Source organism: Streptomyces sp. NBC_00258 (assembly GCF_036182465.1).
GTDB lineage: Bacteria > Actinomycetota > Actinomycetes > Streptomycetales > Streptomycetaceae > Streptomyces.
The window spans coordinates 10,673,677-10,694,600 of sequence record NZ_CP108081.1 but is presented as its reverse complement, the minus strand read 5'-3'; the positions used below and the strand labels follow the sequence as shown (position 1 = coordinate 10,694,600).

The window sequence follows — 20,924 nt, the reverse complement described above, 5'->3', positions numbered from 1 at the left end:
GGCCCCGGCGCACACCACCGAGCGTTTGCCAACAAGCGTTGGCTTTGCCTCCGCCTGTGGGCCCACGCTCGTAGGCCCACGCCCGTTGCCCCACACGTGTAGGCCCACACCGGTAGGCGCACCGCCCGTATGCCCATGCCTATGGGCCCACGCCCGTTGACTAGCCCTTCACTGCCGTTCCCTCTCCCCCGGCCTCAACCTCGGCAGCCCTCAACGCCGCCCCCAGCCCCGCCCGGTCCGTGCCCACCTTCCGGTACACCGCCGACAGCAGTCGCACCACCGTCGGCTCCTCGGTGTGCAGCTCCTCGGCGATACCGGACAGGGTGCGACCGCGCACGGTGAGTGCCGCGGCCGCGCGCTCGCGGGCGGTGAGCGTGTCCGTCTCGGTGCTGTGGAGACGGCGCGGCCGCAACCCCGCGGCGGCCAGCTCGTCGCGGGCGGCCTCGACAAGCCCGTCGGCGCCGCACTGCACCGCCGCCTCCAGCCCCCGGTAGAGGTGCTCGGCGGCTTCCTTCGGGCGGCCCGAGCGCCGCAGCTCCGTGCCGAGGGAGACAAGGGCGCAGGCCAGTTCGTACGCGGCCGGCGAGCGTTCCAGATGGCCGACGGACTCTTCGAGGAGTTTCACCCGGGTCGAGCCCGAGGAGACGTCGGCCGCGGCACGCAGCGCCTGCCCGATCGCCGACGGCGCACCGAACAGCCGGGCCCGGCCCACGGCCTCGAACGCCGTGGTCACCGCCCGCTCCGGGGCATCGTGACTCTCCGCGCGGGCGAGGTGCAGCTGCCAGGGACACCAGGACGGATTCCGCATGCCGCGCGGGTCGAGGCGACGCCCGGCCGCGGCGAGTTCGACGGCCGCGTCCTTCGTCAGCCCCCTGGCCAGCAGCAGCTCCCCGTGCACGGTCTGGGCGTCGGGGAAGACGACGGCGGCGGGGAACGGTTCCCCGAAGGCGTACTCCTCGGCGGTCCGGGTGGCCTCGGTGATCCGGCCGCGGGCGAGCAGGATCTCGATGAGCGTGCCGACCGCATACCAGTGGGCGGGCGTGCCGGGCCCGACGCGTTCGGCCAGCCGGAGCCCCGCGCGCACGAAGTCCTCGGCCTCGGCGAGACGGCCGCGGCGGAAGCGCAGGTACCCGAGGAGGGTGTAGCCGAAGGACAGGTGGGCCCCGCGCCAGCCCTGCCGTTCGAAGTCGGCGATCCCGGCGGCGAAGAGTTCTTCGGTGCGCCCGGGCCGGTCCGCGTACATGAAGGTGAGGGCGACGAGGACGGGGACCTCGAAGCCGCGGTCCGCCTCGGCCCAGCCGAAGCCGCCGGCGAGGGCGCGTTCGGCGTGGTGGATCGCGATGTGGGCGGGCTCGCCGCGCAGGGTGGCGTCCCAGGCGCGCAGCCCGATCACATAGCGCTCGGTGAGATCGCGGCCGGTCAGCCGGTCGGCGAGCCGGGCGAGGCGGCGGGAGCGGGCCGGTGAGTCGGGCTCGTCGGCGCGGAAGGCGTCCCACATGAACTGCTCGGACTGCATGCGCAGCCGTACGCGGGCGTCGCCGGTCACCTTGATCTCGCGGGAGAGGGTGTCGGAGGCCTCGCCGAGGCGGTCGCTGTGGGCGAGGACCTGGGAGAGCCGGTAGACGATGTTGTGCCGCAGTTCCGGGTCGGCGATGGGCTCTTCGAGCGCGGCCCGCAGGTGGTTGACGGTGGTCGCGGGTTCGGTGAGCAGGGAGGCGCTGCCGAGTTCGTACAGCACGGCGGCCCGTTCCCCGCCGGGCGGGGGTTCGCGCAGCGCGCGGGCGAGGTGACGGCGGGCCGCGTCCGGGGCTCCGGCGCGCAGGGTCTCCCGGGCGGCGGCACGCAGCTGCTGGACGACCCAGACGTCACCGTCGGGGTGGGTCTCCATGAGATGCCGGGCAGCGGCGGCGGAACCGAGGCCGGCGTCGACGACGCACCAGGCGGCCTGGCCGTGCAGGGCCACCCGTACTCCCCGGGGAATGGCCCGGTAGACGGCGGTGGCGATGAGCGGGTGGACGAATTCCAGGGTGTCGGCGCCGGTGAGGATACGGGCGCCGCGCAGGGCGTCCGCCGCGTCGGCGGCCTCCTCCGAGCCGAGGCCCGCCACGGCCGCGGCCAGCGTCGGAGGGATCTCGGTGCCGAGGACGGCACAGGCCCAGGCGAAGCGGACGGTGGAGGTGCCGAGGCGTTCGAGGCGGGCGACGAGTCCGCTGCCCTTGACCGCGGCGGCCAGGTCGCGCAGGAGATGCGCCCCGTCCTCGGTGGGGGTCAGACCGCGGTCGCGTACCTTCGCGGTGAGTTCGACGGCCTCGAACGGGTTGCCCGCGGTCACGGCCCAGCATTCGCGGCAGAACGCGTCGTCCGCCTGCGTGCCTAGGGTCTCGCGCACCAGATGGGCGACGGCGACCGCGCTCAGCGGTTCCAGGTCGAGGGGGCGTCCGCCTGCCCGGCCGGGCAGGCCCCTGAACGGCTCGGCGTGGTCCGGGAGTTCGTCGGGCCGGTAGGCGACGACGAGCAGCAGGGGCAGTTCCTCGGCGCGGGGTGCGAACGCGGCGAGCCACTGCAGTGACTCGGCGTCGGCCCAGTGCGCGTCGTCGAGGACCAGCACCATCGGGGCACGCCGGACCGCGAGGTGCGTGAGCACCCAGTCGAGGCCGTCGCGCAGGCCCTGCTGGTCGGGCGGTGCGCCCTCGGCGGGGGCGCACAGGCCGAGAGCGGGTCCGACGATGGCGTACCAACTGCCCAGCGAGGCACGGAGTTCGGCCTCCGGGACGCCCGCGAGCTGGGGCTGCAGGAGCTGGCGCGCGACGTGGAAGGCGACGCTCTGCTCCTGGTCGCCGCCGCGCGCGGACAGCACCGTGCAGCCCTTGGCGGTGGCGCGACGGCGCACTTCGGCGAGAAGTGTGGTCTTGCCGATTCCGGCGCGACCGGCGAAGGCGAGCAGCCCGCCGCGGGGCCGGTCGTACGGTTCGGTGGCGTCCCGACCTGGGCCGATGCCGTCCCCACGAGGGCCGGTGTCGTCCCCACGAGGGCCGGTGACATCTCGACGAGGCCCGGTGCCGTCCGAACGCGTACGTCCGCCGTCCGTTTCCAGTCCGGTGACCTCTTCCAACGCCTCGTCCACAGCCGCGAGTTCGCTCTCGCGCTCGAAGAGCGTCCTTCTGCTCCACATGCCGCGCTGACCCATGCCGCACCCCCTGCCACGGTGGTGCGACCGGCGCGGGGAGACGGTGCGCTCCGTGACCTACAGGCACCTCAGCGTACGCCCGGAGCCAGTGGCGTGGACCCGTTCGACCGTTACTGACCGGCGCGGTCGGCCAGGTGTTCCAGAAGGGCCACGGCCTCGGCGGCACGTTCGTGCGGCACGAAGAGGTGATCGTGGTGGTAGCCCGCGACGACGTTGCAGCTCAGGCCCGCTTCGGCCAGCGCCTGGGCGACGGCGGCGGTGAGGCCGACGGCGTCCAGGGCGGAGTGGATGCGCAGGGTGATCCAGCCGGCCACGTAGTCGTACGTCAGACGTGCGGCGTCGGCGTCCTCCTGTTCGACGACGAGGGTGAGGCCCTCGTCCTCGACGACGGTCACGACCGGCGAGAGTCCTGGGGGCGCCGTGGCGCCCGGGACAGTGGTGAAGACGAAGCGGCCGGGATGCAGGGCGGGTGCCATACCGCTCAGCAGTCGACCGAGGTCACGTTCCGCGCTCTTGCCGCCAGGACCGCTCATACCCGGAGGCTATGCCGTTTTCTTGTGTCGTTCGTGGTGGCGGGCCACACGGGCACGGTTGCCGCACGAGGGCTTGCACCATTCCTGGCGGGGGTGGTCCTTGAGGAAGTAGCGCACACAGCGCGGCGCGTGGCAGGCGCGCAGGCGCTGTCGGTCGGGGCTCGCGAGGAAGGCGATGGCCGCGCGGGCGAGGGTCGCGGTGAGCTCGGCGTCGCCGTCCGTGGGTTCCTGACGTACGACGGGGTCGGCACCTTCCGTCCACGACAGTACGGGAACCGTCGGGGCCAGGGCAGCACGGGAGTTGAGCCGCTCGACGGCGTCCCGTACGGGCATGAGCCGGGCGGCGTCGGCCGGGCTCGGCTCACCGGGGTGCACGGCGCGGGCGAACAGGGCACGCACGGCGGCGCGCACGTCCCGTACGGCAGCGAGGTCCGTGTCGTCGGCCTCGAAGCCGTGGGCGCCGGTTTCCGGACGCTCGCGCACCCAAGCGGTGAGCCCCTCCGCGGTGGCGAGGTCGTCGGCGACTCCGCCATGGCCGTCGTGGCGGATGGTGAGGGCGAGATCCAGGGCGAGGTGTGCGTCCGCGCCGATCGAGACGTTCATGGGCTAATGATACGGTCAACCGCATCCATTAGCGCACGTGCGCACCCCTTGGCGCCCGAGCGCGTCCATGAGCGTGCGAGCGGGGAGTTTGCCGGTGGAGGATCTGCGTCAACTGCTGCGCGGTCTTGAGGTGTTCGCGGGGGAGCTGCCCGCGTTCGACCCGTCCGAGGCGCCGGACACGCCGACGGAGCTGTTCGCCGAATGGCTGCTGGCGGCCGTGGACGCCGGGGTGCGCGAGCCGCACGCCATGACGCTCTCCACGGCCGGTGCCGACGGGAATCCCACGGCGCGGACACTGATCCTCAAGGGGCTCGGTCCGGACGGATGGCAGTTCGCGTCGGACAGCGGCAGCGTCAAGGCCCGAAATCTGGCGGAGCGGCCCTACGCGGCGCTCACCTTCTACTGGTCGCCCCTCGCACGGCAGATCCGGGTGCGTGGACCGGTCGCGCCGGAGAGCCCCGAGGACAGTGCGGCCGACTTCCTGGCACGCAGTGCCGGTGCCCGCGCGGAGGCTCTGCTCGGCCGTCAGTCGGGGCCCCTCGCGGACCTCGCCGAGCGCGACGCGGCGGTGAAGGAGTCGCTGGCCCGCCTGGAGGCCGAGCCGGATCTCGTGGCGCCCGGCTGGAGGCTGCTCTCGGTGCGACCCGAGTCCGTCGAGTTCTGGCAGGGCGACAAGGAGCGACGGCATACGAGGCTGGCGTACGTGCGCTCCGGGGAGGGCTGGGTCAAGCAGTTGCTGTGGCCCTGAAGGGGACGGCTGCCGCACAGCCTTGACGAGACGGCGGCAGGCGTACGGCCCTGACCGGGCCGGCTGCCCGCGAAAGGCCCGTCGGCGACCTCGGTTTCCCGGGGCCGACCTCGCTCAGGCCCCGCCCCGGGAAACGGCCGAAGATCGCGTGGCCCGGACAGGGGAAGAAATACGCCCCTCTCGTCGGGTCAGGCTCCCCCACGTCCTCTCACGTGAGGTCGAACTCCCCCTCCCGCGCCCCCGAAACGAACGCGCCCCATTCCGCGGGCGTGAAGATCAAGGAGGGGCTTTCCGGGCGGCCACTGTTGCGCATCGCGATGAAGCCTTCGACGAAGGCGATCTGGACATCCCCCTGTCCTCGGCTGCTGGAATGCCAGTCGGCGCTGCTGAGGTCAAGCTCCGGCTTGTCCCAGCCCGCGAGCGGGTGCTGCTGGATGGTGCTCTCGGCCACGTCCGTGCTCCTCCCGGTTCGTCGTCCGCGGCCAGCCTAGCTTTCGGTCACTGCCCCGCACAGGCCACGTGAGGGGGACAGCCTCAAGAGGTGGGCGGTGTGGCTCCGACCAGCCACATCGAGAAGAACTGGGACCCGCCGCCATAGGCGTGTCCGAGGACCCGGCGGGCACCGTCGACCTGGTGCTCTCCGGCCTGTCCACGCACCTGAAGTGCGGCTTCCGCGAACCGGATCATCCCGGAGGCCCCGATCGGGTTGGTGGACAGCACCCCGCCCGACATGTTCACCGGCAGGTCCCCGTCGAGTTCCGTGACCCCGGATTCGGTGAGTTTCCACCCCTCGCCCTCCGCGGCGAAGCCCAGGTTCTCCAGCCACATGGGCTCGTACCAGGAGAACGGGACGTACATCTCCACCGCGTCGATGTCGCGGCGGGGGTCGGCGATGCCGGCCTGCCGGTAGACGTCGGCCGCGCAGTCCTTGCCGGCCTGCGGCGAGACGAAGTCCTTGCCCGCGAAGAGCGTCGGCTCGCTGCGCATCGCGCCGCCGTGCATCCAGGCGGGCGGGCGCGGCGAACGGGCCGCTCCGGCACGGTCGGTGAGGATCATCGCGCACGCGCCGTCGGAGGAAGGACAGGTCTCCGAGTAGCGGATCGGGTCCCAGAGCATGGGCGAGGCCTGGACCTTCTCCAGCGTGATGTCGTGCTCGTGGAGATGCGCGTAGGGGTTCTTGAGCGCGTTGCGGCGGTCCTTGTAGGCGACGAGAGAGCCGACCCCGTCGGGGGCGCCGGTGCGTCGCATGTAGGCGCGTACGTGCGGGGCGAAGAAGCCGCCCGCGCCGGCGAGCAGGGGTTGTTGGAAGGGGATCGGCAGGGACAGGCCCCACATGGCGTTCGACTCGGACTGCTTCTCGAAGGCGAGGGTCAGTACGGTGCCGTGGACGCGGCCCGCGACGAGGTTCGACGCGACGAGCGCGGTGGATCCGCCGACCGAGCCCGCGGTGTGGACGCGGAGCATCGGTTTGCCCACCGCGCCGAGGGCGTCGGCGAGGTAGAGCTCGGGCATCATGACGCCCTCGAAGAAGTCGGGCGCCTTGCCGATGACGACGGCGTCGATGTCCGCCCACGTCAACTCGGCGTCCGCGAGAGCGCGTTGGGCGGCCTCGCGGACAAGTCCCGCGATCGACACGTCCCTTCGGGCCGCGACGTGCTTGGTCTGGCCGATCCCGACGACGGCCACGGGCTCCTTGCTCATCGCGGGTCTCCCTCCAGTACGGCGACCAGGTTCTGTTGCAGACACGGACCCGAAGTGGCGTGCGCCAACGCCCGGTCGGAGTCGCCGCGATGGATCCGGGCGGCCGCCTCGCCGATGCGGATGAGCCCCGCGGCCATGATGGGGTTGGCGGCGAGCGGCCCCCCGGACGGGTTGACGTCGACACTGTCGTCCAGCCGCAGGGCCTTGCGCAGCACGACCTCCTGGGAGCTGAACGGGGCGTGCAACTCGGCGGTGTCGACGGGCTGTTCGAAGGCCCCGGCCCGTTCCGCCGCCAGTCGCGAGGAGGGCGAGTCGGTCAGGTCCCGCACGCCGAGGCCGTGTGCCTCGATGCGGTGGTCGATGCCCCGGATCCAGGCGGGCCGCTCGCACAGTTCACGGGCCCGCTCCCCCGCGGCGAGGATCACCGCGGCCGCTCCGTCACCGATGGGAGGGCAGTCGCCGGTACGGAGAGGACGTACGGCGTAGTCGCCCCGCGGCACCGAACCCCTCAGCTGCGCATGGGAGTTGTCCGCGGCAGAGGCACGGCTGCGGTCGGCGACGGCGGCGAGCGCGGGCTCGTCCGTGTCGCCCGCGTCGATGAGGGCCTGTGCCTGCAGAGCGGCCAGGGCTATGGAGTCCGGCCACAGGGGTGCCACGTAGTACGGGTCCAGTTGCCGGGTCAGTACGTCGCGCACGGAGCCGGGTGACGACTTGCCGTACGCGTACACGAGCGCGGTGTCGGCCTCGCCGGTGAGGAGTTTCGTCCAGGCCTCGTACAGCGCCCACGCCCCGTCCATCTCCACGTGCGACTCGGAGATCGGCGGCCAGGCGCCGACACCGTCGAGTGCCATCGTGAAGGAGAAGGCGCGGCCGGCGAGATAGTCGGAGGAGCCGGAGCAGGTGAAGCCGATGTCGCTGGTCTTGAGCCCGGTCCGGTCCAGGACCTCGTGCAGGACGGGCATGAGCATCTCCACCTCGGAGAGCTCGTCGGTGGTGCGCAGATGGTCGGTCTGGGCGAAGGCGACGACGGCGATGTCCCTCAGCGGCCTCGGCGCGGGCATCTACACCAGCTCCTTGTACGTGTCGTAGTCCGCGTCGGGTTCGCCGGTGGGGCGGTAGTGGTCGGGGTAGCGGCCCCCGTCCGTCCACACCGGCTCGACGCGCAGGCCCATGCGCACCTGGTCGTAGGGGATTCCGCCGATGCGTCCGTGCAGTGCGAGGTCGGCGCCGTCCAGGGCGATGTGCCCGTAGACGTAGGGCACTTCGATGTCGAGGTTCTTCGCTTTGATGTTGACGATGCAGTACGTGGTGAGTGTGCCGCGCGGCCCTACTTCCACCTGTTCCGATGTGGCCACACCACATGTGGGGCACGCACCCCTCGGCGGGACGTACACCTTGCGGCAGGACGGGCAGCGCTCACCGACGGCCCGCCGGTCGGAGAGCGCGTTGATGTAGCCGGACTGGGCGCGGCCGGGCGAGTAGGTGTAGTCGAGGCGGGCGGGCGCCACTATGCCGGTCACCATGTCCTCGAACCGCCCGTCACTGCCGGTGAGTTCGGCGCCGGCACCGTCGTGGGGTTCGAAGCAGGCGATGTCCGTGATGGCCCCCGAACGTTCCTCTGCCCACCGGACGCGGACCCGCATCCCGGTGTGTACGGCGTCGGGGCCCGGAACGTCGAGCACGTGCAGCAGGCCGGTGTCGGAGCCGTCCAGTTGCACCAGGACCCAGGCGAACGGCGTGTCCAGCGGCTGGCCCCGGCGGGGTTCGTGGTTCCAGGCCCACGTGGTGACGGTCCCGGTGGACGCGACCTCGACCAGCTCGTCGAGATCGTCGGAGGTGACGGGGTCGTACTCGACGGGCGGCACCAGCGTCCGCCCGTCGCGGGTCCGCACCCCGAGCACGACCCGCTCCCGCAGCCCGGTGAGAAACGCACTCTGGACGGGCCCGAGGGATCGGGTGAAGGGGAATTCGACAACCAGGGGTGCTTTGAGGACTTCGGGCACGGGGTCTCCTCACAGAGCAGGGGGCTGCGCCCCGTCAGGGGCGCGGGGAACTGCGCGACCAGCCACAACGGACCCGCAGCCTCGGACCGGCATCCGGCAGAACTCACTCCCGCCGATAAACCGGCGGACGCCGCTCCGCGAAGGCCCGCGAACCCTCCTTCGCATCGGCCGTGTCGAAGACCGGCCACCCCCGCTTCAGCTCGGCGGCAAGCCCGTCCGACTCGCTCATCTCGGCGGTCTCGTACACGGACGCCTTGACGGCCTCGACGGCGAGCGGCCCACAGGCGTTGATCTGCCCGGCGATGGCGAGGGCCTTCTCCAGGGCCGTCCCGTCGGGGACGACATGCCCGATCAGACCGATGCCGGCGGCCTCCCGCGCCGAATAGGCACGGCCGGTGAGCAGCATCTCCAGCGCGTGCGTCCGCGGAATCTGCCGCTGGAGGCGGACCGTCGAACCACCGATCGGGAACAGACCGCGCTTCACCTCGAAGAGCCCGAACGTGGCGGACTCCCCCGCGACCCGGATGTCGGTCCCCTGGAGGATCTCCGTCCCGCCGGCGACACAGTGGCCCTCGACCGCGGAGATCACGGGTTTGCGGGGCCGGTGGTGCCGCAGCATCGCCTTCCAGTGCAGATCGGGGTCGGCCTTGAGGCGGTCCCGGTACTGCTGGCCCTCCATCCCCTTGCCCGCGAGGGCCTTGAGGTCCATGCCGGCACAGAACGCGCCACCCGCGCCGGTGAGGATGATCGAGCGGATGGCGTCGTCCGCGTCGGCCTCGACCCAGCCGTCGTACAGACCGACCAGCATCGGCAGCGAGAGCGCGTTCTTGGCCTCGGGCCTGTTGAGCGTGAGCACCAGTGTGGCGCCTTCGCGCTGCACGGTGAGGTGTTCCGTCCCACCCATTGCCGTCCTCCCGTCTCAGGAACGAGAACAGGTTGCAGGAGCGGAGGGGCCAGTTCAAGGGTTTTCTGACAGTCAGTCAGATTTCTTCTGCGCGGACCCTTCACAGTTGTGCCGGGCTTTGCTCTGATGACCGGCGAAGCGATGACGCACGTCCATTCGTCGAAGCTTGCCGGCGTCAGGAGGAGCGGTGGAGTACAACCTTGCCGACCTGTTCGAGTCGGTCGTCGACGTGGTCCCCGACCGCGAGGCGCTCGTCTACATCGACCACCCCGGTACGGGTGCGGAGCGCCGGCTCACCTATGCAGAACTGGACGCGGCGGCCAACCGCGTCGCCCACCACCTGATCGACAGCGGCATACGCCCTGGTGAGCATCTCGGGCTGCATCTCTACAACGGCATCGAGTATCTCCAGACCGTCCTCGGCTGCCTCAAGGCGAGGGTCGTGCCGGTCAACGTCAACTACCGATACGTGGAAGAGGAGTTGGTCTACCTCTACCGGGACGCGGATCTGGCGGCACTGGTCTTCGACACGGAGTTCACCGAACGGGTCGCGGCGGCACTGCCACGCGCCTCGGCGCTGCGGCATCTCGTGCGGGTCGGCGCCCCCGCCCCGGACGCACCCTCACTGCCGACGGTGGACTTCGCCGACATCGAGGCCTCCGGATCGTCCGAGCGCGGCTTCCCGCCCCGCTCCCCCGACGACCAGTTCATCATCTACACCGGTGGCACGACCGGAATGCCCAAGGGCGTGATGTGGCGTCAGGAGGACCTGTTCTTCTCGGGGTTGGGCGGTGGCGCTCCGACCGGCGAGCCGGTGAAGACGCCTGAGGAACTCGCCGAGCGGGTCGCGGCCGGCGGCGAGGGGATCACCTTCTTCCCCACGCCACCACTGATGCACGGCACCTCGACCCTCACCGCCTTCATCGGCTTCAACTTCGGCCAGCGCATCGTGATCCACCGCAAGTTCGTGCCCGAGGAGGTGCTGCGGACCATTGAGAAGGAGAAGGTCACCAGCATGTCGCTGGTCGGTGACGCGATGCTGCGGCCCCTCATCGACGCGCTGAACGGGCCCATGAAGGGCACCGACACCTCGTCCATGTTCAGCGTCTCCTCCTCCGGCGCGATCATGTCGGAGACGGTGCGCGCGCAGTTCCAGGCGCTCATTCCGAACGTGATGCTGCTCAACAACTTCGGTTCCTCCGAGTCCGGCTTCAACGGCACGGCGACGGAGGACTCGGGCCCCGACCGCGGGTTCCGGATTCGCGTCAACTCCCGTACGCAGGTGGTGGATCCGGCGACGTACGAGCCGGTCCCCGTCGGCGAGGTGGGTCGCGTGGCCCAGCGCGGCCATGTGCCCCTCGGCTACTACAACGACCCCAAGAAGACCGCCGAGACCTTCTTCGAGAAGGACGGCGCCCGGTGGGTGCTGCTCGGCGACATGGCGACCGTCGACGAGGAGGGTGTCGTCACGGTCCTCGGGCGCGGTTCGCAGTGCATCAACACCGGCGGCGAGAAGGTGTATCCGGAGGAGGTCGAGCAGGCGCTCAAGTCGCATCCCGATGTGTACGACGCCCTGGTCGCCGGAGTACCCGACGAGAAGTGGGGCAACCACGTGGCGGCCGTGGTGCAGCTGCGCACCGGCGCCGGGCAGCCGTCCCTGGACGACATCCAGATCCACTGCCGCACCCATCTCGCGGGCTACAAGATCCCACGCCAGCTGGTGATCACGGACTCCATCCAGCGCTCCCCGAGCGGCAAGGCCGACTACCGGTGGGCACGCTCGGTGGCGGCGGAGGCCGCTCACTAGACCTGCCGAAAGCAGCAGGGCGGTACGGCGGCCGCTTCCTCCGCCGTACCGCCGCGCAAGGGACCCGCCCCTCCCCTGTGGCCGCCCCATGTCTTGACGACCGTCCGTACCCCTGAATTACTGATCCGGAGCAGAGCGACCGAATGATCGGTCGCCCGTAATGGATCGTTTGGTGAGGGAGCGGCCCCATGGCGGATTCGACGGACCTGCTGGACGAGGGCGAGCGGCTCGACGCGGAGGGCCTGCGCGCACTCCAGCTGGAACGGCTGAGGGCATCGCTGCGGCACGCGTACGACAACGTGCCCTTCTACCAGGACTCCTTCGACAAGGCGGGGCTCCGGCCCGAGGACTGCCACTCGCTCGCCGATCTGGCCCGCTTCCCGTTCACCACGAAGGCGGACCTGCGCGAGAACTATCCGTACGGGATGTTCGCCGTGCCGCGGGACCGTATCCGCCGCATCCACGCGTCGAGCGGTACCACCGGGCGGCCCACGGTGGTCGGCTACACCGAGAACGACCTTTCCATGTGGTCGGACATGGTGGCCCGCTCGCTCCGCGCGGCCGGCGCCCGGCCCGGTGACACGGTGCATGTGGCGTACGGCTACGGGCTGTTCACCGGTGGGCTCGGCGCCCACTACGGCGCAGAACGGCTCGGTTGTACGGTCATTCCGGCATCCGGCGGCATGACCGCCCGCCAGGTGCAGCTGATCCAGGATCTGAAGCCCGGGATCATCATGGTGACGCCCTCCTACATGCTGACGCTCCTCGACGAGTTCGAGCGGCAGGGCGTCGATCCGCGGCACACCTCGCTCCGGGTGGGTGTCTTCGGCGCCGAGCCCTGGACCGAGGAGATGCGCCGGGAGATCGAGGAACGCTTCGCGATCGACGCGGTCGACATATACGGCCTGTCGGAGGTGATCGGCCCGGGAGTCGCCCAGGAGTGCGTCGAGACGAAGGACGGACTGCACGTCTGGGAGGACCACTTCTACCCGGAGGTCGTCGACCCGATCACCGGCGAATCGCTGCCGGACGGCGAGGAGGGCGAGCTGGTCTTCACCTCGCTCACCAAGGAGGCCATGCCCGTGATCCGCTACCGGACCCGGGACCTCACACGGCTGCTGCCCGGTACCGCCCGGGTCTTCCGCCGGATGCAGAAGATCACCGGGCGCAGTGACGACATGGTCATCCTGCGCGGCGTGAACCTCTTCCCCACCCAGATCGAGGAGATCGTCCTGCGCACACCGGGCGTCGCCCCGCATTTCCAGCTGCGGCTGACCCGTGAGGGCCGCCTCGACGCGCTCACCGTGCGCGCCGAGGCCCGGGCCGGTGCCACGCCCGAGATCCGCGACGCGGCCGCGCGTGCCATCACGGCGGCCGTGAAGGACGGCATCGGCGTCTCGGTCGCCGTCGAGATCGTCGAACCCGAGTCGCTGGAACGGTCGGTGGGGAAGATCAAGCGGATCATGGACCTGCGCCCGCGCTAGGCCTGCCGTCCGCACCGGCCCCGGACCGCGGAGCCGGTGCAGACCGCGACGTCCCTATCGCTTGGCGGGCGTCGAGCCGTACGCCGTCAGGAAGCGGTCGCGGAAGGAGTCCATCCTCCATACCGGTGCCGACTTGTCGGGCTTGATGCCGTCCGTCCAGCCCCAGTCGTCGATCTTGTCGAGTACGGACTTGTCGTGGGCGACGATCGAGACGGGCACGTCCCGGCTGGCGTTGCTGCCGCTGACGCTGGCCAGCGGCTGGTGGTCGCCCAGGAACACGAGGACGGTGTTCTTGCTGCCGTACTTCACCACGTAGTCGATGAGGGAGTTCACCGAGTACTGGATGGACTTGCCGTACTCCTCCTTGACCTTCTTGGAGTCGTAGAACACGTCCGCGGGGTCCTTGCCCGCCTTCTCGATGCCCTCGTAGACCGAGCCGTCGCCGACCTGGTCCCAGGGGATCATCTTGGGGATCGGGGCCCAGGGCTGGTGGCTGGAGGTCAGGATGATCTCCGACATCAGCGGTTTGTCGCGCTTCTTGCCGTGCTCAAGGCGCTCGAAGGCGCTCAGGGCGTACTGGTCGGGCATGGTCGACCAGCTGAACTTCGGGCCCTCGTAGCCGAGTTCCCGGGAGTCGTAGACATTGTCGAGGCCGTAGAACTTGCCCTCCGGCCAGTTCTTCTGGACGCCCGGCATGACGCCCACGGTCCGCCAGGCGCCGGTGCGCTGGAAGGCGCCGGTGAGGGTCAGGTGCTCGCCCGCGGTGACGGTGCGATAGCGGTTCTGGTTGTTGATCCACAGGCCCGACAGGAAGGTCGAGTGGCCGAGCCAACTGCTGCCGCCGTACGTCGCCGAGGTGAGCCAGCCGCTCTTGGCGGAGTAGCCGGCCTTGGTCAGCGCCTCGTTCTTGGCCGTGAGCGTCGCGTCGACGCCCGCGGCGGTGGCCTCGTCCTCGATCGCGCTGCGGCCGTAGCTCTCGATGAAAGCGATCATGACGTCCTTGCCGCGCAGATCGGTGAGCAGCTGGGCGCCCGGGGTACCGCCGAAGGAGTCCTTCTTCGCCTCCTTGGCGAACGCCGCCTCGTCCTTGAGGGTCGCCTGCACCCGGTTCACGCGGTCCTCGACGCGGGCGACCGTGGTCCTGGCCGCGATACCCGGGCCGGACAGCTGCAGGCCGAGCGCCGCGCAGGTGACCCAGGCGGTCCCGACCACCAGGGTGATGCGGCTGGCCGCGTCGCGGTTGCGGGTCATGACGTTGCTCACGCGGAGCACCGCCAGGGTCATCAGGACCAGCACGATGAGGACGAGGGCCACGACCGCGATCACGGCGCCGATCGCGCCGCCGTTGCCCATCGTGTCCTTGAGGTACGACTGCGCGTCGTCGAACAGGACCCAGTCGAGGACCACGTTGAAGCCCCGGCCGAGGAACATGTTGAAGCCGACGTCAAGGAGGTTCAGAACGGTCAGCAGTCCGAGGATCGCGCCGGAGAGGATCGCCACCACGATCCGTGGCCTGCGCGGCAGGACGATGAGGACGGCTGCGCCAAGGACCGCCTCCACCGGGATGCGCAGGAACACGCCGGGCGTGAACTTGGGGGCGGAGGTCGGCATGAGGAGCGCGAAGCAGACGAGCAGGAGGGACAGGCCCGTGACGGTCCATCCCACGTTGCGCGCGGCGACGGCGTGCCGCTCCCGCCACTTGCGCGGGGCGGCGGGCTCGTCCGGGGTCTCGGCGGGGCGGTCGCTCGCGGAGGTGTCCTCGTCGGAGGCGGTACTCCCCTCGACTACGGGGTCCTTCTCGGCGGCCGCGCTGTTCTCGACCGCGGGGGTCTCTTCGGAGGCCGCGCTGTTCTCGACTGCGGAGGTCTTTTCGGAAGCCGCGTTCTTCTCGACCGCCGCAGCCTCCTCCGAAGCCGCGTCCTCCTCAACAGCGGGAGTCCCGTCCGAGTCAACGGCAGGGGTCCCCTCCGAGACCTTGCTCTCCTCAGCCACAGGAGCTTCTTCGGAGGCTGCTTTCCCCTCCGCCTCGGTTTTCCCCTCCGCCTCGGAGGTCTTGTCAGAAGCCACGGCGATGCCGACCGCGGGTTCCTCTTCGACAGGGGTGTCGAGCCGGGTGTCGTCGGGCGTGTCCGCCGGAGAAGCCTCCGGCGTCACTTCGGGCTCCGGGGTTGTCCGGTCCATGTCCGGCAGCTGGCGAGAGTTCGTGGTGCGCGACAACCCGAAGGTCCTTCCGTGCGAAACCCGGTGGTGATGCGGCGGGCCAGGCTCGGGTAGTCGGGCCGCCGTTACTGGTACGGCTCACCGGCGGATTCAGTTCACCGACCGAGGATCCGACCACCACGGATTCAACCACCGGGAGTGCGGCCGTCGCGCCCGGCCCAAGGTCAAGCCTCTCCCAACCGGTCCCTCAGCTCCCGCTTGAGGATCTTCCCACTGGCGTTACGGGGCAGTTCGTCCACGAACACCACCCGCTTCGGCGCCTTGAAATGAGCGAGGTTCTCGCGCGCGTGGGCGACCAGTTCGTCCTCGGTGACCGTGCCACGAGGCACGACCACCGCGGTCACGGCCTCGATCCAGCGGTCGTCCGGCAGCCCGATCACCGCGACCTCGGCCACCTCGGGATGCGTGTAGAGCGCGTCCTCGACCTGCCGTGAAGCGACCAGGACGCCCCCGGAGTTGATGACGTCCTTCACCCGGTCGACGACGGTGAAGTATCCCTGGGCGTCCCGCACCACCAGATCGCCGGAGTGGAACCAGCCGTCCCGGAAGGCCTCGGCCGTCTCCTCGGGCTTGTCCCAGTAGCCCTCGCACAACTGCGGTGACCGGTAGACGACTTCACCGGACGTGCCGTCGGGCACGTCCTTGCCGTTCTCGTCGACCACTCTCGCGTCCACGAACAGCACCGGACGTCCGCAGGAGTCCAGGCGCGCCTTCCTGTGCTCGTTCGGCGCGAGGACCATGGACAGCGGGCCGATCTCGCTCTGGCCGAAACAGTTGTAGAAGGCCAGCTTGGGGAGCCGTTCCCGCAGCCGTTCGAGGACGGGCACCGGCATGATCGACGCCCCGTAGTACGCCTTGCGCAGCCCGCTCAGGTCACGGGTCGCGAAGTCGGGGCGGTTCGACAGGCCGATCCACACGGTGGGCGGCGCGAAGAGACTGTCCGCACGGCCGGCCTCGATCAGGTCGAAGAGCTGCTCGGCGTCGGGTGCGTCGAGGATGATGTTCTGCGCCCCGACCGCGAGATACGGCAGCAGGAACACGTGCATCTGCGCCGAGTGGTAGAGCGGCAGCGAGTGCACGGGCAGGTCGCCCGCACTCAGGTCGAGGGCGGTGATCGCGCTCAGGTACTCGTGCACGAGCGCGCGGTGCGTCATCATCGCGCCCTTTGGGAGGGCCGTCGTACCGGAGGTGTAGAGCAGCTGCACCAGATCCTCGGTACGCGGCTCGGGACCGTCGTACGGGGCTGTCGATTCCAGCCGTGCGAGCAACGAGTCGTCGGCGTCGCGCAGCGGCACCACCCGTACGCCGTCGGGGAGCCGGTCCGTGAGGCCGGGGTCGGCGAGGACGAGCGTGCTCCCGGACTGGCCGACGATGTACGAGAGGTCGTCGCCCGTCAGGTTCTGGTTGACCGGTACGTGGACGAGCCCGGCCCGGGCGCAGGCCAGGAAGCCGATGAGGTACGCGTCCGAGTTGTGGCCGTAGGCGCCGACGCGGTCGCCGGGGGTCAGGCCCGAGGAGATCAGCACCTGGGCCGCGCGCGAGACGGCCTCGTCGAGTTCGGCGTATGTCCAGGAGCGGTCGCGGTAGGTGACCGCTGTGCGCTCGGGGGTACGTCGGGCACTGCGGCGCAGCACCCCGTCAACCGTGCTGCCGTGTCCAGGCGTCATGACACGTGATCCTCGTTCCGTTCCGCGAGCGGGGTCAAGTCCCGTCCCAGGAGGTCAGGACCCAAGCGCCTGTACGGCGTACACCTTTGTCACGCTCAACCGCCCCTTCCCTCAATGATGTTGGGAGGCACGATGCGTACCCGTCTGAGACGGCTCGTCGTCACGGCCGTCGCCCTGGCCACCGCCTCGGCCGCACTGCCGGCCGCCACGGCTCAGAGCCAGGACCGTCAGGAACGCCCCGCGCACGGTGGTCTGTCCGCCGTCGTCCGCTATACCGAGTACGGCCTTCCACACGTCGTCGCGAAGGACTACGCGAATCTCGGCTTCGGCACCGGCTGGGCGCAGGCCGCCGACCAGGTGTGTGTGCTCGCCGACGGCTTCGTGACCGTTCGCGGCGAGCGCTCCCGCGTCTTCGGCCCCGCCGCGGCGCCGGACGGCTCCCTCTCGTCGGCCGGCGAGAACCTCTCCAGCGACCTGTACTTCCGCGGGGTGCGGGACGCCGGCACCGTGCAGAAACTGCTGGACCGGCCGGCACCCCGAGGGCCGAGCCGTCAGGTGAAGGACCTGATGCGCGGCTGGGCGGCCGGCTACAACGCCTGGCTGAGGCAGAAGCGGATCGACGACCCGGCCTGCAAGGGCGCCACCTGGGTGCGGCCGGTCACCGCACTCGACGTGGCCACCCGTATGTACGCCCTGTCCGTGCTCGGCGGTCAGGGAGGCACCGTCGACGACATCACCACCGCGCGGCCGCCGACCGGCTCCGCCACCCGGGCCGCCCGCACCCCGGACGCCGAGAGCCTGGTCCGTGCCGTGCGCGATCTGCTGCCCGACAGCTCCATGGGATCCAACGCGGTCGCCTTCGACGGCAGTACGACGGCGAACGGCCGTGGTCTGCTGCTGGGCAACCCGCACTATCCGTGGCACGGCGGGCGCCGGTTCTGGCAGGCGCAGCAGACGATCCCGGGCGAGCTGAACGTCGCGGGCGGCTCGCTGCTCGGCACACCGACGATCTCCATCGGGTACAACGCGCGTGTGGCGTGGAGCCACACCGTCTCGACCGGTGTCCCCTTCACCATCCATCAGCTCACACTCGTTCCGGGCGATCCGACGGCCTACCTGGTCGACGGCACACCCGAGCGGATGACCGAGCGAACCGTGACCGTCGCGGTCAAGGACGGCACGCCGGTGACCCGATCGCAGTGGTGGACCCGCTACGGCCCGGTGCTCTCCTCCCCCGACGGCGAACTGCCACTGCCCTGGACCACGACCACGGCGTACGCGCTCAACGACCCGAACGCGGCGAACCTGCGCTTCGCCGACACCTCCCTCGGCTTCGGCAAGGCGCGCAGCACCGCCGACGTCCTCGGATCGCTCGCCCGGAACCAGGGCCTGCCCTGGGTGAACACCATCGCGGCCGACTCCTCGGGTCACTCCCTGTTCACCCAGTCGCAGGTACTGCCCCGGGTCACGAACGAGTTGGCGACCCGCTGCTCGACCGCGCTCGGCAAGACCACGTATCCGGCCGCGGGTGTCGCGGTCCTCGACGGCTCGCGCGGCGACTGCGCACTCGGCAGCGACACCGACGCCGTACAGCCGGGGATCTTCGGGCCCGCACGGATGCCGACGCTGAAGGACGCGCCGTACGCGGAGAACTCCAACGACAGCGCATGGCTGGCCAACGCCGACCGGCCGCTGACGGGTTACGAGCGGATCTTCGGCACGGTCGGCACCCAGCGCTCGATGCGCACCCGTGGCGCGATCGAGGACGTGGCTGCCATGGCCGGACGCGGTGACCTGACCGTGAAGGACCTCCAGCGCCTGCAGTTCACGAACCGGGTGCCCGCGGGTGATCTCGCGGCGGACGCCGCCGCCCGCGCGTGCGCCGCTCTCCCGGGAGGCACGGCAACGGGGAGCGACGGCAAGGAGGTTGACGTCACGGAGGCCTGCGGCGCGCTCAAGGCGTGGGACCGCTCCATGGACACCGACAGCAGGGGTGCGCTGCTCTTCGACCGGTTCTGGCGGAAGCTGATCAGGGCGGTGCCGGGTGCGCAACTGTGGAAGGTGCCGTTCTCGGCGGCTGACCCGGTTCGCACCCCGAACACCCTGAACACGGACGCGCCGGGCTTCGCCAGGGTCCTCGCCGACGCCGTGACCGAACTGCGTACGGCGGGGATCGCCCTGGACGCGAAACTCGGGGCGAACCAGTTCGTCGTACGCGATGGTCGGCGCATCCCGGTTCCGGGCGGCACCGAGTCGCTCGGCGTGTGGAACAAGATCGAGTCGGTGTGGAACGCGGCAGCGGGCGGATACACGGAGGTCAGCACGGGTTCGAGCCACATCCAGGCGGTCGGCTGGGACGGCAGCGGCTGCCCGGTGGCCCGGACGCTCCTCACGTACTCCCAGTCGTCGAATCCGAACTCGGACCACTTCGCCGACCAGACGCGGCTGTTCTCGCGTGAGAAGTGGGTGACGTCCCGCTTCTGCGAGAAGGACATCCTCTCCTCGCCCGCGCTGAAGGTGGTGCGGGTGCGCGAGTAGGCAGGGCATATGTGGTCCCGCCCCATATGGGGCGGGACCACACGCATGCACACCGGCCCCGAGTCGTCGTTGACCATAGGCGACAAAGGGCGCGTAATGGCTGTTATGGACATCAGGCCCTCAATCCGGCCTCCGACCCTGGAACGGTCACCCTCCGTATCCGATCCACTACCCGCACCTCGGACAGCGGCCGGTCCACTGCGGCTGGCCTGGCTGGACGCGTTGCGTGGCATCGCGGCACTCGTCGTGGTGTTCGAGCACGCGTCGTACTCCTTCATGGCGGACTTCCGGCAGGAACTGATGCCGCAGTTCAACACCGGCCGGTACGGAATCCTGGTGTTCTTCCTGGTCAGCGGCTACATCATCCCCGCCTCGCTGGAGCGCCGGGGCTGTGTCCGGACGTTCTGGATCGGGCGGGTGTTCCGCATGTACCCGCTCTGGGCGACTGCCGTCGCCGCCGTCCTCGCGATCAACCTCCTGGGCCTCGCGGACATGCGCGACTTCGGCCACCAGAGCACGGCCACGGCGACCGTCGCCCATGCCGGTCTGCTTCAAGAGCTGCTGGGGACGCCAAGTGTTCTGCTCGTCCTGTGGACGCTCTCGTACGAGATGGCGTTCTATCTGCTGGTCGTCGCGCTCTTCTCTGTGCATATGCACCAGCGGTCGGCGGCGGTCGCCGTCACCCTGGCCGTGCTCGCCGCCGTGAGCGTGGCGGCAGGGGTCACGCTGCCGGATTCCGCTCTGTCCGACCTGGTCGGCACCGGCCCGCTGATCGGGCTCGCCACTGGCGCCCTGGCGGTCGCGATCTGCTGTGCGAGCGCCGGATCACCCGCGCTTCGCGTGTTCGGCGGTGTGCTGGGTGGAGTGCTGGCGCTCGTCCTGGTCCCGTTCAACGGCACGGTTCCCTTGTGGGAAGGCCTGATCATCCTCGCCGTGATGTTCCTGGGCACCGCCGTCCACCGGGCCGAGCACGGTCGGAGCAGCTGGTGGTGGGCGGCCTGCACGGCCGCGGTGGTGATCGCCTGCGCCGTGTCCAGCGCGTACTGGAACAGCGACGAGGCCCCCTTCACCCGGCAGGGCTGGATCGTGGCGTTCCTGCTCGCCGTGCTCACCTTCGGTGTCGCGCTGGCGTTGCGCCACCGGCGGATACCGCGCTGGCTGGTATGGCTGGGAATGATCAGTTACTCGGTGTATCTGCTGCATCCGGTGCTGCTGGCGGTGAGTGACGGCACGATCGGCCGGTGGCCGCGGGACAATCCCGTACTCGTGGTGGCGTTCTTCGCCGTGCTGCTGCCGCTGTGCGCGCTGACCTACCGGTACATCGAGGCTCCGGGCCAGGCGTGGGGCCGGAAGCTGGCACGCCGCGTCGAGCCGTCGCGCCGGGCGCCTGTGCCGCACGTGCACCCCAAGAAGCCTCAGGTACGTCCCACGAGTCCGCCCGATGCACATCACAGCGCACGTCGCACTGCACGTCCCATCGCCCCGGACCGAGCGGAGGTCCAGGGCGATGTGTCCGTCGGATCCTGACC

The 20,924-nt window shown here is 70.3% G+C and carries 15 protein-coding genes; 5 read left to right on the top strand and 10 right to left on the bottom strand.

What is annotated here, in order from left to right:
• Nucleotides 1-160: 160 nt before the first annotated feature.
• The 3 genes from OG718_RS47485 to OG718_RS47475 all read right to left on the bottom strand — a co-directional run bounded on the left by OG718_RS47485 (nucleotide 161) and on the right by OG718_RS47475 (nucleotide 4,323).
• Nucleotides 161-3,187 (bottom strand): ATP-binding protein, encoded by a 3,027-nt coding sequence (locus OG718_RS47485; protein ID WP_328847100.1) that lies wholly within the window; start codon nucleotides 3,185-3,187, stop codon nucleotides 161-163.
• A gap of 110 nt (nucleotides 3,188-3,297) precedes the next feature.
• The gene (locus OG718_RS47480) at nucleotides 3,298-3,720 is read right to left on the bottom strand and encodes an ACT domain-containing protein (RefSeq protein WP_143633793.1); all 423 of its coding nucleotides are present in this window, start codon (nucleotides 3,718-3,720) and stop codon (nucleotides 3,298-3,300) included.
• A 9-nt stretch (nucleotides 3,721-3,729) separates the two neighbouring features.
• A complete protein-coding gene (locus OG718_RS47475; RefSeq protein ID WP_328847099.1) occupies nucleotides 3,730-4,323 on the bottom strand; it encodes a CGNR zinc finger domain-containing protein in 594 nt (197 codons plus the stop codon).
• A 67-nt stretch (nucleotides 4,324-4,390) separates the two neighbouring features.
• Between OG718_RS47475 and OG718_RS47470 the strand changes: the two genes are divergently transcribed.
• Nucleotides 4,391-5,071, top strand: coding sequence for a pyridoxine/pyridoxamine 5'-phosphate oxidase (locus OG718_RS47470; RefSeq protein WP_143633789.1), 681 nt, complete (start codon nucleotides 4,391-4,393; stop codon nucleotides 5,069-5,071).
• Nucleotides 5,072-5,279: 208 nt separating this feature from the next.
• Here the strand turns inward: OG718_RS47470 and OG718_RS47465 are convergent, their stop codons facing one another.
• The 5 genes from OG718_RS47465 to OG718_RS47445 all read right to left on the bottom strand — a co-directional run bounded on the left by OG718_RS47465 (nucleotide 5,280) and on the right by OG718_RS47445 (nucleotide 9,679).
• Entirely contained in the window at nucleotides 5,280-5,522 is a 243-nt protein-coding gene (locus OG718_RS47465; RefSeq protein WP_055617755.1) for a DUF397 domain-containing protein, read from the bottom strand.
• 83 nt (nucleotides 5,523-5,605) lie between these two features.
• Entirely contained in the window at nucleotides 5,606-6,772 is a 1,167-nt protein-coding gene (locus OG718_RS47460; protein WP_143633788.1) for a thiolase domain-containing protein, read from the bottom strand.
• Nucleotides 6,769-7,833, bottom strand: coding sequence for a thiolase domain-containing protein (locus OG718_RS47455; protein ID WP_143633786.1), 1,065 nt, complete (start codon nucleotides 7,831-7,833; stop codon nucleotides 6,769-6,771). Before OG718_RS47455 ends, OG718_RS47460 begins: the two co-directional genes overlap by 4 nt.
• Nucleotides 7,834-8,775: a Zn-ribbon domain-containing OB-fold protein gene (locus OG718_RS47450; RefSeq protein ID WP_328847098.1), complete on the bottom strand. Its 942-nt coding sequence runs from the start codon at nucleotides 8,773-8,775 to the stop codon at nucleotides 7,834-7,836.
• 103 nt (nucleotides 8,776-8,878) lie between these two features.
• On the bottom strand, nucleotides 8,879-9,679 hold the full coding sequence (locus OG718_RS47445) for a crotonase/enoyl-CoA hydratase family protein (RefSeq protein WP_143633782.1): 801 nt from the start codon (nucleotides 9,677-9,679) through the stop codon (nucleotides 8,879-8,881).
• 187 nt (nucleotides 9,680-9,866) lie between these two features.
• Between OG718_RS47445 and OG718_RS47440 the strand changes: the two genes are divergently transcribed.
• Nucleotides 9,867-11,486 carry an acyl-CoA synthetase gene (locus tag OG718_RS47440; RefSeq protein ID WP_143633780.1) on the top strand — a complete coding sequence of 540 codons (1,620 nt, stop codon included), beginning with the start codon at nucleotides 9,867-9,869 and terminating at the stop codon, nucleotides 11,484-11,486.
• Nucleotides 11,487-11,674: 188 nt separating this feature from the next.
• On the top strand, nucleotides 11,675-12,970 hold the full coding sequence (gene paaK, locus OG718_RS47435) for a phenylacetate--CoA ligase PaaK (RefSeq protein ID WP_328847097.1): 1,296 nt from the start codon (nucleotides 11,675-11,677) through the stop codon (nucleotides 12,968-12,970).
• Nucleotides 12,971-13,024: 54 nt separating this feature from the next.
• Here the strand turns inward: paaK and OG718_RS47430 are convergent, their stop codons facing one another.
• Both OG718_RS47430 and OG718_RS47425 read right to left on the bottom strand, forming a co-directional pair.
• The gene (locus OG718_RS47430; protein WP_443055381.1) at nucleotides 13,025-15,151 is read right to left on the bottom strand and encodes a sulfatase; all 2,127 of its coding nucleotides are present in this window, start codon (nucleotides 15,149-15,151) and stop codon (nucleotides 13,025-13,027) included.
• 203 nt (nucleotides 15,152-15,354) lie between these two features.
• Nucleotides 15,355-16,857: an acyl-CoA synthetase gene (locus tag OG718_RS47425; protein WP_328847095.1), complete on the bottom strand. Its 1,503-nt coding sequence runs from the start codon at nucleotides 16,855-16,857 to the stop codon at nucleotides 15,355-15,357.
• Nucleotides 16,858-16,989: 132 nt separating this feature from the next.
• Here OG718_RS47425 and OG718_RS47420 point away from each other — a divergent pair, with 132 nt between their 5' ends.
• Both OG718_RS47420 and OG718_RS47415 read left to right on the top strand, forming a co-directional pair.
• Complete coding sequence (locus OG718_RS47420; RefSeq protein WP_328847094.1) at nucleotides 16,990-19,395, top strand: penicillin acylase family protein; 2,406 nt, start codon at nucleotides 16,990-16,992, stop codon at nucleotides 19,393-19,395.
• 204 nt (nucleotides 19,396-19,599) lie between these two features.
• Nucleotides 19,600-20,922 (top strand): acyltransferase family protein, encoded by a 1,323-nt coding sequence (locus OG718_RS47415; RefSeq protein WP_328847960.1) that lies wholly within the window; start codon nucleotides 19,600-19,602, stop codon nucleotides 20,920-20,922.
• The last annotated feature ends 2 nt before the right edge of the window (nucleotides 20,923-20,924 follow it).